16 protein-coding genes are annotated in these 13,828 nt (G+C 34.4%); 11 read left to right on the top strand and 5 right to left on the bottom strand.

The window, feature by feature from the left end:
- The first annotated feature begins 6 nt into the window (after positions 1–6).
- The 9 genes from QO200_RS14320 (at position 7) to QO200_RS14280 (ending at position 6,563) form a co-directional block, all read left to right on the top strand.
- A complete protein-coding gene (locus QO200_RS14320; RefSeq protein WP_371541165.1) occupies positions 7–900 on the top strand; it encodes a DUF808 family protein in 894 nt (297 codons plus the stop codon).
- Positions 900–1,340, top strand: a complete 441-nt coding sequence (locus QO200_RS14315; RefSeq protein ID WP_371541164.1) for a GNAT family N-acetyltransferase — start codon at positions 900–902, stop codon at positions 1,338–1,340. Before QO200_RS14320 ends, QO200_RS14315 begins: the two co-directional genes overlap by 1 nt.
- 9 nt (positions 1,341–1,349) lie before the next feature.
- Positions 1,350–1,823: an SRPBCC family protein gene (locus QO200_RS14310; protein WP_371541162.1), complete on the top strand. Its 474-nt coding sequence runs from the start codon at positions 1,350–1,352 to the stop codon at positions 1,821–1,823.
- Positions 1,824–2,055: 232 nt separating this feature from the next.
- Entirely contained in the window at positions 2,056–2,418 is a 363-nt protein-coding gene (locus tag QO200_RS14305; RefSeq protein WP_371541160.1) for a hypothetical protein, read from the top strand.
- A 251-nt stretch (positions 2,419–2,669) separates the two neighbouring features.
- The gene (locus tag QO200_RS14300) at positions 2,670–3,299 is read left to right on the top strand and encodes a peptidylprolyl isomerase (RefSeq protein WP_371541158.1); all 630 of its coding nucleotides are present in this window, start codon (positions 2,670–2,672) and stop codon (positions 3,297–3,299) included.
- 235 nt (positions 3,300–3,534) lie between these two features.
- Positions 3,535–4,575: a zinc-dependent alcohol dehydrogenase family protein gene (locus QO200_RS14295; protein ID WP_371541155.1), complete on the top strand. Its 1,041-nt coding sequence runs from the start codon at positions 3,535–3,537 to the stop codon at positions 4,573–4,575.
- A 29-nt stretch (positions 4,576–4,604) separates the two neighbouring features.
- On the top strand, positions 4,605–5,210 hold the full coding sequence (locus QO200_RS14290; RefSeq protein WP_371541153.1) for a DUF3784 domain-containing protein: 606 nt from the start codon (positions 4,605–4,607) through the stop codon (positions 5,208–5,210).
- 249 nt (positions 5,211–5,459) lie between these two features.
- Positions 5,460–6,053: a hypothetical protein gene (locus QO200_RS14285; RefSeq protein ID WP_371541151.1), complete on the top strand. Its 594-nt coding sequence runs from the start codon at positions 5,460–5,462 to the stop codon at positions 6,051–6,053.
- Between the two features lie 162 nt (positions 6,054–6,215).
- On the top strand, positions 6,216–6,563 hold the full coding sequence (locus QO200_RS14280; RefSeq protein WP_371541149.1) for an SdpI family protein: 348 nt from the start codon (positions 6,216–6,218) through the stop codon (positions 6,561–6,563).
- Positions 6,564–6,718: 155 nt separating this feature from the next.
- Here QO200_RS14280 and carB read toward each other — a convergent pair whose 3' ends face one another.
- Together carB and rpmH are read right to left on the bottom strand one after the other, a co-directional pair.
- Entirely contained in the window at positions 6,719–9,571 is a 2,853-nt protein-coding gene (carB, locus tag QO200_RS14275; protein WP_371541147.1) for a carbamoyl-phosphate synthase large subunit, read from the bottom strand.
- Between the two features lie 190 nt (positions 9,572–9,761).
- Positions 9,762–9,923: a 50S ribosomal protein L34 gene (gene rpmH, locus QO200_RS14270; RefSeq protein ID WP_074723512.1), complete on the bottom strand. Its 162-nt coding sequence runs from the start codon at positions 9,921–9,923 to the stop codon at positions 9,762–9,764.
- A 164-nt stretch (positions 9,924–10,087) separates the two neighbouring features.
- Here rpmH and QO200_RS14265 point away from each other — a divergent pair, with 164 nt between their 5' ends.
- A complete protein-coding gene (locus tag QO200_RS14265; RefSeq protein WP_339920921.1) occupies positions 10,088–10,603 on the top strand; it encodes a DUF2892 domain-containing protein in 516 nt (171 codons plus the stop codon).
- Between the two features lie 167 nt (positions 10,604–10,770).
- Here QO200_RS14265 and QO200_RS14260 read toward each other — a convergent pair whose 3' ends face one another.
- The 3 genes from QO200_RS14260 to QO200_RS14250 are packed head-to-tail and all read right to left on the bottom strand — an operon-like array spanning position 10,771 to position 12,751.
- Positions 10,771–11,136 carry a sulfite exporter TauE/SafE family protein gene (locus tag QO200_RS14260; protein ID WP_371541146.1) on the bottom strand — a complete coding sequence of 122 codons (366 nt, stop codon included), beginning with the start codon at positions 11,134–11,136 and terminating at the stop codon, positions 10,771–10,773.
- 17 nt (positions 11,137–11,153) lie between these two features.
- Positions 11,154–12,053 (bottom strand): lytic transglycosylase domain-containing protein, encoded by a 900-nt coding sequence (locus tag QO200_RS14255; RefSeq protein ID WP_371541144.1) that lies wholly within the window; start codon positions 12,051–12,053, stop codon positions 11,154–11,156.
- Between the two features lie 23 nt (positions 12,054–12,076).
- A complete protein-coding gene (locus QO200_RS14250) occupies positions 12,077–12,751 on the bottom strand; it encodes an esterase/lipase family protein (RefSeq protein WP_371541142.1) in 675 nt (224 codons plus the stop codon).
- Between the two features lie 779 nt (positions 12,752–13,530).
- On the opposite strand from QO200_RS14250, the gene QO200_RS14245 reads away from it, so the two are divergent.
- Entirely contained in the window at positions 13,531–13,815 is a 285-nt protein-coding gene (locus QO200_RS14245; RefSeq protein WP_371541269.1) for a GNAT family N-acetyltransferase, read from the top strand.
- Positions 13,816–13,828 lie beyond the last annotated feature (13 nt).

Raw genomic sequence — 13,828 nt, 5'->3', positions numbered from 1 at the left:
TAGATTATGGCATCAGGAATTTTTGCACTGCTAGACGATATTGCAGCACTTATGGATGACGTTGTGGTGATGAGTAAAATAGCAACAAAAAAAACAGCAGGAATATTAGGCGATGACTTAGCTGTCAATGCTGAAAAGGCATCAGGTTTTGTTTCCTCAAGAGAAATCCCTGTGTTGTGGGCCATAACAAAAGGTTCTTTTTTAAACAAACTAATCATCCTGCCACTCGCGTTGCTACTAAGTTATTTTATTCCCTGGTTAATTACGGTCGTCCTTATACTTGGAGCTATCTATCTTGCCTTTGAAGGTGCCGAAAAAATATACGAATACATAGTTCCTCATGAACAGGAGGGTACTAAAATTGACACCATAATCCCGAGCAAAGAGGAAGTATTAGCTCTCGAAAAAGGAAAAATAAAAGCAGCCATTCTAACTGATTTTATACTATCGATAGAAATCGTGATTATAGCCCTAGGTAGCGTAGAAGGAAAACCGATTACGACCCAAGTTATTGTAGTCACTTTTATTGCCTTTTTAGCCACCGTAGGAGTCTATGGTATTGTCGCCGCCATCGTACGAATGGATGATTTAGGAATGCTACTAACTGCTAATAGGAGTAAAACCTCTAAATTTATTGGTAAGCAGTTGATACAATTGCTACCCATAGTCATTAAAAGCCTAGCCTTTATAGGAACCATCGCATTAATTCTGGTCGCAGGAGGAATATTCATGCATAAAATCGAACCGGTGCATCATTTACTACAAAACCTACCTTCGATAGTTGGAGAGGCCCTAGCTGGACTAGTGGGCGGAATCATAGCATTAGTTGTCGTAAAAGGATTTAAAAAAATATTTGGCAAGAAAAACGATGCTATTAAAAATTCAGACACTACAAATTAATGATTACTATTCAACGTATTGAAACCTCTAATCCTCTTTATCAATTAGAAACCGATTTAAGAAACCGCATATTACTGCGCCCCATTGGTGTTCCAGATCATACTTGGGAAATGCACGATCATAAAGCCTGGCATTTTGTGGCGGTTGAAAGTAATGCTGTCATAGGATGTGTGGTATTGAATCCGCTCAACCCTGATAAAACCAAAACCCAACTCATGCAAATGGCCGTTGAAACGAACCAACAAGGAAAAGGCATCGGGAAATTATTAGTGAAGGAGTTACTGTCTTTTTGTAATGCTAACGGAATAAAAGAAGTCGTATGTCATGCCCGACACAATGCAGTACCTTTCTACTTAATCTTAGGATTCGAAATATACGATGCCCCCTTTGTAGAAGTAGGAATTCAACATTCTCATATGAGAATTAATCTAGACAATTAAAAAGACACAATGAATACAGACAACACTTCTTACGCCGAAGCAGCAATGCTGATTAGAAAACCAATCTCTGAAGTATTTGAAGCCTTTATAAATCCAGAAATCACGACTAAGTTCTGGTTTTCAAAATCCTCAGGAAAACTAGAAGAAGGAAAATCGATTGATTGGGTTTGGGAAATGTACGGCAACCACGCTGTTACCGTTAAAGTACTTTCTCTTTTAGCAAACGAATCGATTGTTGTTCAATGGGGAGAAGATGAAAAGGCAATAGCCGAATGGGAATTTAATGATTTAGGCGAATCTAAAACCTTTGTTACTATAACATACAATGGAATTCAAGGAAGAACGGACGAGATGTGTGACCAAATTAGAGATGTTACCGAAGGCTTTACACTCGTTCTAGCGGGACTAAAAGCCTACCTAGAACACAATATTCAACTGAATTTAGTAGCAGATCGGTTTCCTATAGAATTAACTGCGGAATAAAAAAAGCTTTTAGAATGATACATTTCTTTAATAAAATACATCATAAACATATAAGGATTAGATATTTAGGTATATTTGAGAATAAATAAAGTCTGACTAACATGAGACCTGTCTCTTTAAATTAGGGGTGATAGGTCTGATTTCATTAGACCTATCTACTAGTTAGCAAACAGTTTAAGACAAACGCAAGAAAAAAAGCTTAAAAATGAAAATAAGTTATAAAAAAAGACAAATGAATATCAATCTAATTTTCGGGTTGATGTGGTTAGTTTGGTTTTTTATCGGAATCCTAACAGAAGATGAACCGAATTGGACTGATTATGGTTGGATTGTAATTTCTGCAATGTATTTGAGTGGATATTTTTACCAAAGGCAAAATAAATATTTAACAATTGAAAACGGACTTATAAAAGAGAATAGTCCATTTGGAAAGAAAATAAATCTAACTGATATAAAGCAAATCAAAAAATTTGCTGGAGATTATATCATAAAAACTGAAAAAACTGAATTGACAATCAATACACAAATAATCGACCCGAATTCACTTGCTGAATTGAAAAACGAATTGGATAAACTGAACGTCGAATGGAGTTAAAAACCGATTTGCTAAAAGCCATTTTGAGCTAGCTGGAGTATAGTGGAATTATGGTTTCGCATCGAATTTTCGGTAAACCGAAAATTGAACGGTTACGAATTCTCAGCTCAAAGTCACAAACATAAAATGCACCCACTAGCGCTCATTTTCAACGAGTACCAATTTTAATTTCCTGCACCATTGTAACGTTTGCAACGCGATTACCTTAATTTAGATTTATGAAATCAACTACTAATCCGTAAACTTGCCAGATGAGAACCTTTCTTTTTATTATACTAATCGTATTTTTTTCCTGTTGTTCGAAAGCCGTTTTTCAACCCAAATGGACTAATGACAAAGCACCCGAAAATTTTACAGCTCGGTTTGAAACCTCAAAGGGCGTTTTTGATATTCAAGTAAACAGAACTTCTTCGCCGATGGCAGTTGACCGTTTTTATCAATTTACTAAACATCATTTATACGACAACACGCTCTTTTACAGAGTCGTTCCAGACTTTGTAGTGCAATTTGGCAATAGTGACACTACACAAACGGGACCTTGGAACAAATTCAAAATATCCGATGAAAAAGTATTGAAAAGCAATATAAAAGGTGCTTTAAGCTATGCCCGAGATGGAAAAGATACCCGAGGCAATGATTTATTCATTAATCTTAAGAATAATTCGCGCCTTGACACGGTTAACTATAATGGTGTAAAAGGATTTCCTTCCTTTGGTACTGTCGTAAAAGGAATGGAAGTGGTCGAATCTATCTATTCTGGCTACGGAAATGCTACCATGGACCAATACGATTCCTTATCTCCCAATCGCGCTAAGTTTTTGAAAACTTTTCCCAAATTAGACTCCATTAAGAAAGTCTATATCTTAAAAAGAAGGCTTTAAAATTTCACTAAATTTAATTCTACATTTCAAACCCGCTCTGCGAGTGCGTATGAAGGGGTTTTGTATATAAAAACTGAACTTCAAACTCCTTGAAATACTAAGAGAGACAACAAATAAGGTCCCTTTTCATGCTATGTAAACAAAATAGCCTATATTTGAGTATAGAAGCATAAAATACTGATTAACAAATATATAGTATATTAAAATAATCGTTAAATCCTAAAAAAGAAATAAAATGAAAGCACTAGTTTATTATGGCGATCATAAAATCGCTTTAGAAGAAAAACCAAAACCTACTATCCTAAAACCGACAGATGTAATTGTAAAAGTATTAAAAACAACTATATGTGGAACCGATTTAGGTATTTACAAAGGTAAAAACCCCGAAATTGAAAGTGGACGCATCCTTGGTCACGAAGGTGTAGGTATAATTGAAGAAGTGGGTGCCAGTGTATCGCAGTTTAAAAAGGGAGAAAAGGTTTTAATTTCATGCATTACTTCCTGTGGTTCTTGCGAATATTGTAAAAAACAAATGTATGCTCATTGTACAGATGGAGGTTGGATTTTAGGGTATATGATTGATGGAGTTCAAGCAGAATATGTTAGAATTCCTCATGCTGATAATAGCCTACATAGAATCCCTGAAAGTATTGATGATGAAATCGCCGTTTTGTTAAGCGATATTTTGCCTACTGGTCATGAAATAGGTGTTCAATACGGAAACGTAAAACCTGGCGATGAAATTGCAATTGTTGGCGCAGGTCCAGTTGGGATGTCTGTACTTTTAACAGCGCAGTTCTACTCTCCTTCTAAAATAATCATGATTGATTTAGATGACAACCGACTAAAATTAGCCAAAGAATTAGGTGCTACACATACCATTAATTCTGGAACTACAAATGTTGAAGAAGCTGTTAAAGAAATAGTGGGTGGTGATGGTGTAGATGTGGCGATTGAAGCAGTTGGTATTCCTACAACTTGGGATATTTGTCAAAAAATAGTTAAACCAGGAGCTCATATTGCTAATGTAGGCGTTCATGGTGTAAAAGTAGATTTTGACATTCAAAAACTATGGATTAAAAATCTAACCATAACTACTGGACTGGTAAACACAAATACAACTCCAATGCTATTGAAAGCAGTTTCTGCTAATCGCATGGATTTAAAGAAAATGATCACACATCGTTTTCCTCTTTCTGAACTTGAACATGCATATCAAGTGTTTTTAAATGCTGCAGAAGAAAAAGCATTGAAAATCATTATTACTAATGAATAAATAATCACCGGAATAAATAGAATAGGAAAATGATTGCAGCAGCCATTCTATTTATAATACTAGGAATTTTAATAAAATACAGGAAAATGTATTTCCTTATAGCAGCTAATAACACCATGCCGAAGGAGGAAAATAAAAAACTAATTTTAATAGCTTTGTTTATAACAGCAGTTACAACAGGATGCAAACAGCACACTCCTCTTTTACCAGAGAACAGTCAAGGCAGTAATCCAGAAGTAACGAAGCTAATTCAAGACACAACTCAATTAGTCCCTACAAAACCTGCAACTTATTTAACCTATCTATCATCAACCAAAGATCCGCTAGACTATTGCAATGGCGCTATTAGCGATAGCGATGGATACAGGAAGACAATTACCCATAAGGTAATAACGAATACAGTAATAGACAAAATGACTCCAAATGAGTTAGCTAAAGCCACAGTACTGGCTGCCACTTCTGGAAAGTGTAATAGAATTATGGAGCAAACCACCATAAAAGTAACAGGAAATACTGCTTATATTGCTGCCATCGAAGGATCAGCTGGTATTTCAATAACCATGTGTAGTTGTCGCCCGGAAATTGAAGTTAACTTATTGCAGCTAGAAGGTATAAATAAAGTGGTGTTTGAATAATAGAATAATGACTCCCTCGCTACTTCTATGGTCTCGCTCGAACGCCGCTAAACAAATAAATTCATCTACTAGAATGACCTATATTTACTTTATAATTAATTAAAAAGATGCTGACTACCGCTTTTTAGACGAAATGACATTGACATTAACAAATATATTATGAAGCATTTTTCCGTTATCCTTTTACTTTTTGTTTTTTGTCAATTATTTGGTCAGAAAAAACAGTGCTTCTGTGACAAAAACACTTTAATGAATGGTTCAACTATTAGTTGTGAAACTATTAAATTAAAAAATAATTCCAAATTATATTGGCAATATAACTGTGACAGAATTTGGTTAACTCTTGAAAATGCTGAGGGAAATAAAGTAACTGTAGACGAAGTAGATATTGACCTTTATAATTATACATATAGACTTGGCTTTCATCTAATCAAAGAATATGAAAACACATTGCTTTTTAGAAGTGGTTGCTCCGCGAGTGGTCCATGCTCTTATATTTTAATTGACAAGAATAATGGAGAAAAAATAGACGAATATGGACAACTGATTTGCATTGATACTGACAGTCTATGGAGTGAGGTTTCTCGTAAATATGAATTTGATTTTATTGTATATCTATCACAAGATTCAGATGATTTAATTATATATTTCATTGATACCAAACAGACAATTAAAATTCCATTTAAAGAGAAGTTTACAGCTATAGTTCCCGAGCAACAGTTTGATAAAATGTCTTTAGATAATAGCATCTTGACCCTTTTCTATAGCACAGAAGAAGATCCACAAAAAACGTTAAAAATAAATTTAGCTCCAAAAAATGCATTTGGCGACGAGAAATTCTGATGATATGATTCATAATTAAAAATCAGAAAATTCCTGTTTTCATTCTAGTATTTTACTATATTTGATTGATATTCAATTGCAATTTTTCTTCACAGACTGACGTTGCGCACCATTTTATTAGAACAAAACCGGAAAATGGAACAACACAAAACTTAAATTAATATGTTTGAAAATTTATTATTTATAATTCCATTATCGATGGGAATAGTATTTTCATTAGCAGGATTTGTTACGCTAAAATTTCCTCCACAAAAGATTAATTCGCTTTATGGTTACAGAACTCCAAGTTCAATGAAAAGTGACGAAAGATGGACTTTTGCTCAAAGCTATTCTTCAAAAGAAATGATTAAACTTGGAGTGATATTGTCTGCTTGTTCCTTGTTTGGATTTTCAACAACTTTTGACAACTTTACAAATATGATTATTGGCTTAAGTCTTATGATTATAATGGTAATTATACTTTTGCTGAGAGTCGAAAAAGCAATCAAAAACAAATTTGACAAAGTGTAAATAAGAAAAATGACTGCACAACAGCTAGAGGTCCTATGCAAAGCAGTATTACGTTATTAGCAACTTCACAACCTTGTTTCTACATACAAATAACAAAAAATTACAGCCAAAAAAAAAGCCCCTTGATAGGGGCTTTTCAATATAGTGACTTGAGCTTATTTACTCAAATACATTTTTCTTCTAGAATACAATTCGTAAAACTGATCGTCTTTTAAGTCATCAATAAACAAGATACTTTCTCCTGTTGATTTCATTTCTGGCCCTAACGCTTTGTTTACATTATGGAACTTGCTAAAAGAGAAAACCGGTTGTTTAATTGCATATCCTTTTAATTGCGGATTGAATTTAAAGTCGGTTACTTTATTGTGACCTAACATTACTTTCGTAGCGTAGTTTACATAAGGTTCTCCGTACGCTTTTGCAATAAACGGAACCGTACGTGACGCTCTAGGATTAGCTTCAATAATATAAACAATATCGTCTTTTATTGCAAACTGTATGTTGATTAAACCTACGGTTCTTAAACCTAGTGCTATTTTCTTAGTATGATCTTTTATTTGTTGCATCACAAATTCACCCAGATTAAACGGTGGTAAAGTCGCATTACTATCACCAGAGTGTACTCCGCAAGGCTCGATGTGCTCCATAATACCTATGATGTACACATTTTCACCGTCACAAATCGCATCTGCCTCTGCTTCAATTGCACCATCAAGATAGTGGTCTAAAAGCAATTTGTTTCCTGGAATGGTTTTCAATAAATTGACAACATGCTCTTCAAGCTCTTGCTTGTTGATTACAATTTTCATTCCTTGACCACCCAACACATAAGAAGGACGAATCAATAATGGAAAGTCTAAAGTATCGGCTAGTGCAGCAGCTTCATCAGCAGTTTCTGCAATTCCAAATTGTGGGAAAGGGATTTCCAGTTCCGTCAATAATTCAGAGAAACGCCCTCTATCTTCGGCTAAATCCAAAGCATCAAAGCTGGTTCCTATAATTTTTATTCCGTATTTAGATAATTTTTCTGCTAATTTCAGCGCCGTTTGTCCACCAAGCTGTACAATTACACCTTCTGGTTTCTCATGTTGGATAATATCGTAGATATGTTCCCAAAAAACCGGTTCGAAATACAATTTATCGGCTGTATCAAAATCAGTCGAAACTGTTTCTGGGTTACAGTTAATCATGATCGTTTCATAACCGCACTCTTGGGCAGCCAAAACTCCGTGTACACAAGAATAATCAAATTCGATTCCTTGTCCAATTCTATTTGGGCCTGACCCAAGAACAATTATTTTCTTTTTATCAGTAACAATGCTTTCGTTATCTACATAACGTGTTCCATCAGCCTTTTCAATTTCGGCTTCAAAAGTAGAGTAGTAATAAGGCGTTTTTGCTTTGAACTCCGCCGCACAAGTATCTACTAATTTAAATACACGATTGATATTCATTGTCATTCTTAAGCTATGAACCTGACTTTCAAGGCAACCTACCATATGTGCAATTTGTCTATCGGCAAAACCTTTTTGTTTCGCTTCTAGCAACAATTCTCTTGGTAAAGCGTCTACTTTATAAGTAGAAATCTCTTTCTCTAAGGTATAAAGCTCTTCGTATTGTTTCAAGAACCACATATCGATTTTAGTGATTTCGTGAATACGGCTCAAAGGAATTCCCATGGCAATCGCATCGTAGATCACAAAAACTCGGTCCCAACTTGCAAAAGTCAGTTTCTCGATAATTTGTTCGTAGTTTTTATATCCTTTTCCGTCAGCTCCTAAACCATTTCTTTTAATTTCTAATGACTGCGTAGCTTTGTGCAAGGCTTCCTGGAACGAACGTCCAATTCCCATTACTTCACCAACAGATTTCATTTGAAGTCCTAATGTTCTATCAGCTCCTTCAAACTTATCAAAGTTCCAACGCGGTATTTTTACAATCACATAATCCAAAGTGGGTTCAAAAAGAGCCGAAGTTGATTTGGTAATTTGGTTTTGCAATTCATCCAAGTTGTAACCCAAAGCTAATTTTGAAGCAATCTTTGCAATAGGGTAACCAGTTGCTTTAGATGCTAATGCCGAAGAACGAGATACACGAGGGTTAATTTCGATTGCTACGATATCTTCTTTTTCGTCAGGCGAAACGGCAAACTGCACGTTACAACCTCCTGCAAAGTTTCCGATACTACGCATCATCAAAATGGCCATATCACGCATTCTTTGGAAAGTTGGATCAGATAACGTCATCGCTGGCGCTACCGTAATGGAATCTCCGGTATGAATTCCCATAGGATCCATATTTTCAATCGAACAGATAATCACAACATTGTCGTTTTTATCTCTCAAGAGCTCCAACTCATATTCTTTCCAACCCATTAAAGCTTTATCAATCAACACCTCATGAATAGGTGATGCTTCTAAACCTCTGGTTAAAAGTTCATCAAAATCTTCTTTTTTATACACGATAGCCGCTCCAGTACCTCCTAAAGTAAAGGAAGGACGGATTACTAACGGAAAACCAAATTCCTGTGCAATTTCTTTACCTCTAAGGTAAGAAGTACATATCTCTGCAGGTGCAGATGGTACTCCAATTTTCTTAAGCAATTGTTTAAACTGCTCTCTGTCCTCAGTAATATTGATAGCATTTACATCAACACCTATCATTTTTACCCCAAAATCCTGCCAAATTCCCTTTTCATCTGCTTCTAAACACAAGTTCAAAGCCGTTTGTCCACCCATAGTAGGTAAAACAGCATCAATTTGAGGATGTGCTTTTAGAATTTCGATTATCGACTTAGTCGTTAGGGGTTTCAAATAAATATGATCGGCCATGGATGGGTCGGTCATAATCGTTGCCGGATTCGAATTTATCAAGATAACCTCAATTCCTTCCTCACGGATAGAACGAGCTGATTGTGATCCTGCATAATCAAATTCACATGCTTGACCAATAACAATAGGACCTGAACCTATAATTAAGACTGATTTTATGGATGTATCTTTTGGCATTTTACTAAAATTATGTGTAGTTTATTGTTGTAGTTGTTCTCTAATCTTTTTTATTGTAAATCAGCAGAATAGCGCTCTTAATTGTTACAAAAATCCAGATATGCTTCTAAAAAAAATAATAATTTAACGACAAGGTATAAAAAAAGGCGATACTAAAAAAAGTAACGCCTTATTTATGTTTATACAAACATTATTTTTTGTGTCTTGGTTCGCAAGAAACAGTCAATTTATGTCTTCCTTTAGCTCTTCTTCTAGCAAGAACTTTTCTTCCATTCGGAGTCTCCATTCTGTCCATGAATCCGTGCTTATTTCTTCTTTTTCTTTTCGATGGTTGAAACGTTCTTTTGCTCATTGCTTTGTATCTTTAAAATCTTATTTATATGTCTTCCCGTTTTTGAATATTCGTTACCCTAAAACCGAGTGCAAATATACAAAGACTTTTTTTTCTCACAAGTAGTTTTGTAAAAATATTTTCAATTCATTTTACTATATTTGCGTTCATAAAACAAACTTACTATGTTTCACAAGAATATTAAACTTATTATCGCCGGACTTCTCGTAATTACTGGCATTTGGCAATTTACTGAAAACAATATCGGCAATGGAATTTTCCTTATATTATTGACTGCAATTCCAATTTTCCTTTATTTCAAAAACGAATTCATCCTTTTAGCATTTTTAAAACTAAGAAAACAGGATTTTGAAGGAGCAAAAAAATGGCTGTCTTTCATTAAAAATCCAGAAACAGCTTTAGTAAGAAAACAACAGGGGTATTTCAATTACCTTCACGGAATCATGCTTTCGCAAACTAATATCAATCAAGCCGAGAAATATTTCAAGAAAGCAATCGAATTAGGATTGTCTATGGATATGGATTTAGCTGTTGCTAAATTGAACCTGGCGGGAGTTGCAATGTCAAGAAGAAGAAAGTTAGAAGCTACTAACCTTCTAAACGAAGCAAAAAGACTAGATAAACAAGGTATGCTGAAAGAACAGATCACCATGATGAAAGGTCAGATGAAAAAGATATAATTTAAAAAAGGGCAAATAATTTCATTTTGCCCTTTCTTATTTTTGTTACTTCAAAAATATCAAGCATTAAAAAACGCAGCTTCGCAAATCTATTGAAAAATAGTAATTGTGAAGCTGCGTTTTTTATACAATCTAAAGTTAAGATACAATAACACCTTTTTCTTTTGTCATTTTTCAAAGAAAAGAAAACCTCCAATAACCAATAAAGTCACTGCAAAAACTCTCTTTAATATTTTTTGATCAATATGAATCGCCAGTTTACTTCCGAAATAACCGCCTACCACAAACACTAACGATATTATAATTGCAAAGCGCCAATCTATAAATCCCGCTTTATGATAATTAATTACAGCAAGTAAGGTAACAGGTGGCAACAAAGCAGCTAAACTAGTTCCCTGCGCCTGTTGCTGCGTAAATCCCATCAATAATAAAAGCGGAACCATTATAATTCCTCCTCCAATTCCTATCAAGCCACTCAAAACACCAGCAGTTAAGCCAATGCACATTAACAAAATTATAGTTTGAATTGTCATTTTCATGTCATTTTAGATTAATATCCACTCAATGGAATTTCAATTGTATATTTTTTATTCGTTGGATTCTCTAATTTTTTATCCCTAAGCCATGGGTTGTGAATTTTTAAAATCTTATAGTTTATCCCCTGTGCTTTCGCAAAACTAGCTAAGTCATTAATCGTACTATCTACGGCAATTTTTTTTGTTGGCAATATTGCGTACAGTTCTTCATTTGCTAAGGAGAATCCAAATTTGTCAGGGTTTTTCATAATTTCTTTTAGTGCCAAAATTCGGAATACATAACGAGACGTTTCTTCAGTAAGCAACAAATCATAATAATTAGATTCTTTTTGGATGTCCATTTGTTTGTTTACTCCGCCCATTCCGCCATTATAAGAAGCAGCAGCTAATGTCCAAGTTCCAAATTTTGCTTTGGCAATCAAAAAATAACTACAAGCTGCTTCTGTTGATTTTTCTAAATTATAGCGTTCATCAACAATATCGTTTACTTCCATACCTCTTTCCTTAGCCGTTTCAGGCATGAACTGCCATACCCCTCTTGCGCCAGCACCAGATACAGCATTGACTAAACCGCTTTCTATAACTGCCAGGTACTTAAAATCATCTGGAATTCCGTTTTTCTTAAGAATGGGTTCAATAACAGGAAAAGCGCGGTTTGCTCTTTTTATTGCTAAAATAGTAGAAGCATGAAGGTTGATGTTGACAATCAACTCCCGGTCCAAGCGTTCTTTGACATCCGAAATTTCTAGCGGTGTTGTTTCCCCTGCAAAATTAGCAGTAGCCGGAAAATAGGTTGACACATACTCTTTTTCTTTATCTAGTTTGTCTTTGGATGCATAAGTAGTCGCAAAAATCAACAGACCGCTTGCTAAAACTACCGTAAGGATAATAGTTATTTTTTCTATTCTTTTCATCTTTCTCTTTTTAGGTATTTATATTAGTCTACACTTGTATTTTCTTCTAGAATAATAGAAGCCAAATTAGCATTAAACCACCTATATTTATTCAAGATCATAATATGCGTCCCTCCTTTTACCACCGTACATTCTTTAATGTACTTTATAGGAAAAACATCATCCATTTCACCATGAATATGGATTACGCTTTCGTCAGCGACTGTTCTATCCCAAAGAATCACTTTCTCTACGGCCCACTCTAAGTAACCGATATCACGAACCGACAGGAATTTCTCATATAATTTCAGTCGATGATTAATCTTTGCCCCAAAGGAAAATTTGGCTAAATTCTCCAAATTCAATATCAAACTCATCGGAATCAGTTTGTAGGCTTTAGTAGCCTTGGCCATTTTCATTCTTCGGGGAAACTCGAGATTGCTTTTTACACTCGAGATGATAATCACTTTTCTGGCATCGATATGTTTTGCCATTTCCTGAACCAAAATACCGCCAAACGAAACTCCGATCAAAACGGGATTCTCCTTTTTTATTTTTTGAGCTACTCTTTTGGCATAATCTTCCAGAGATTCCTTAGATAGTGGAATCTCCCACTCTAAAAGATGGACTTCAAAATCAGCCTCCGGTAGTTGTATTCTCTCAAAAATTGCGGCACTAGCCGCTAATCCAGGCATGAAATAAACTGGTATTTTACTCATAATTTTGCTTCGTGATTTTACAACAGATTGCCATCTAATTATTAGAAATTTCCCATAAAATTAATTTTTTTATTTGAACCAACTTCAAATATACCTTTATATTAGCATTAAATTAAGAGTACTCTACTTTACAAATCTGAAACTGTGGATACAGCAGATTCTGATTCCTTTTCTATATTTCCTTTTAAATATTATTGTTATTCTCTTCAAATAGATTCTAAAACACCAAAACGCTATACCGTAAGAAAGCATTAAAAACAGAAAGACCGCTCCTTCGATTACTATCGAAACAAGAGTGGAATAGTGTAAAAAAAATTAACTAATAAAAATACTGCGAGGACCTATATTTACTGACAAAGAGAAACGTATCTAAACATAGACGTTAAAACAATTTGATGTTGATAATCAAATTAATATCTTTGTAGAGGTTCCCTCATTAACAAAAATAATTGCTAGAAACACAACATAAATTCATTACTAAAAATCTTTTTTCTATCTGCAAATTTTCGAAAATAACACAACTATAGAACAGAATACTTGCTTCCTCAAGAACGGCATTCATCCGTTCTCTTTCTTATGCTAAAAAGCAAGTGACGAACTGACGTTTAAATCACGAAACAATCATAAATGCAATTGATTTTTAATAATTTTAAATAAAACCATATTAAATTTAAAATACTATTGGTTGAAATTCCAATAAATCCTCAACAATGAACCAAGGTAAACATTACCCGGTCATAAATACTAAAATAAACAAAATGAAACAATCTAGTATCATTATGGAGATTAAAGACAATACTTTCGCAAGACAATTTGAAACTACAGTCGAAAAAGGTTTAGTTTCGGTTGAATATTCTTTTCAGGAAAAAAAAATTTTTTTGACAAAAATAAATACACCCGAAGAATTTGACAACGAAGAATTTATTACTCAGTTACTATGTAAAATAATGGCAATTGCAATTGAACGAAAATTAAAAGTAGTTCCAATACTTCCAAAAATCGTGGTCTTTTTCAAAAAAAATCCCGTTTACAAAGAACTGCTTCCCCCAGGAATTAGACTTTAAAGAAAAGAGAAAT

This window comes from Flavobacterium sp. Arc3 (assembly GCF_041431375.1).
Lineage (GTDB): Bacteria > Bacteroidota > Bacteroidia > Flavobacteriales > Flavobacteriaceae > Flavobacterium.
The sequence above is the reverse complement of the archived record's forward strand: the minus strand, read 5'-3'. Positions and strand labels throughout refer to the sequence as shown.

What these genes read in the sequence shown, in the direction of transcription:
- QO200_RS14295 (WP_371541155.1), top strand. Translation starts at nt 3,535, where the DNA reads ATGAAAGCACTAGTTTATTATGGCGATCATAAAATCGCTTTAGAAGAA.
- QO200_RS14285 (WP_371541151.1), top strand. Translation starts at nt 5,460, where the DNA reads ATGAATGGTTCAACTATTAGTTGTGAAACTATTAAATTAAAAAATAAT.
- QO200_RS14300 (WP_371541158.1), top strand. Translation starts at nt 2,670, where the DNA reads ATGAGAACCTTTCTTTTTATTATACTAATCGTATTTTTTTCCTGTTGT.
- QO200_RS14290 (WP_371541153.1), top strand. Translation starts at nt 4,605, where the DNA reads ATGATTGCAGCAGCCATTCTATTTATAATACTAGGAATTTTAATAAAA.
- QO200_RS14310 (WP_371541162.1), top strand. Translation starts at nt 1,350, where the DNA reads ATGAATACAGACAACACTTCTTACGCCGAAGCAGCAATGCTGATTAGA.
- QO200_RS14305 (WP_371541160.1), top strand. Translation starts at nt 2,056, where the DNA reads ATGAATATCAATCTAATTTTCGGGTTGATGTGGTTAGTTTGGTTTTTT.
- rpmH (WP_074723512.1), bottom strand. Translation starts at nt 9,923, where the DNA reads ATGAGCAAAAGAACGTTTCAACCATCGAAAAGAAAAAGAAGAAATAAG.
- QO200_RS14315 (WP_371541164.1), top strand. Translation starts at nt 900, where the DNA reads ATGATTACTATTCAACGTATTGAAACCTCTAATCCTCTTTATCAATTA.
- QO200_RS14245 (WP_371541269.1), top strand. Translation starts at nt 13,531, where the DNA reads ATGGAGATTAAAGACAATACTTTCGCAAGACAATTTGAAACTACAGTC.
- QO200_RS14260 (WP_371541146.1), bottom strand. Translation starts at nt 11,136, where the DNA reads ATGACAATTCAAACTATAATTTTGTTAATGTGCATTGGCTTAACTGCT.
- carB (WP_371541147.1), bottom strand. Translation starts at nt 9,571, where the DNA reads ATGCCAAAAGATACATCCATAAAATCAGTCTTAATTATAGGTTCAGGT.
- QO200_RS14265 (WP_339920921.1), top strand. Translation starts at nt 10,088, where the DNA reads ATGTTTCACAAGAATATTAAACTTATTATCGCCGGACTTCTCGTAATT.
- QO200_RS14320 (WP_371541165.1), top strand. Translation starts at nt 7, where the DNA reads ATGGCATCAGGAATTTTTGCACTGCTAGACGATATTGCAGCACTTATG.
- QO200_RS14280 (WP_371541149.1), top strand. Translation starts at nt 6,216, where the DNA reads ATGTTTGAAAATTTATTATTTATAATTCCATTATCGATGGGAATAGTA.
- QO200_RS14255 (WP_371541144.1), bottom strand. Translation starts at nt 12,053, where the DNA reads ATGAAAAGAATAGAAAAAATAACTATTATCCTTACGGTAGTTTTAGCA.
- QO200_RS14250 (WP_371541142.1), bottom strand. Translation starts at nt 12,751, where the DNA reads ATGAGTAAAATACCAGTTTATTTCATGCCTGGATTAGCGGCTAGTGCC.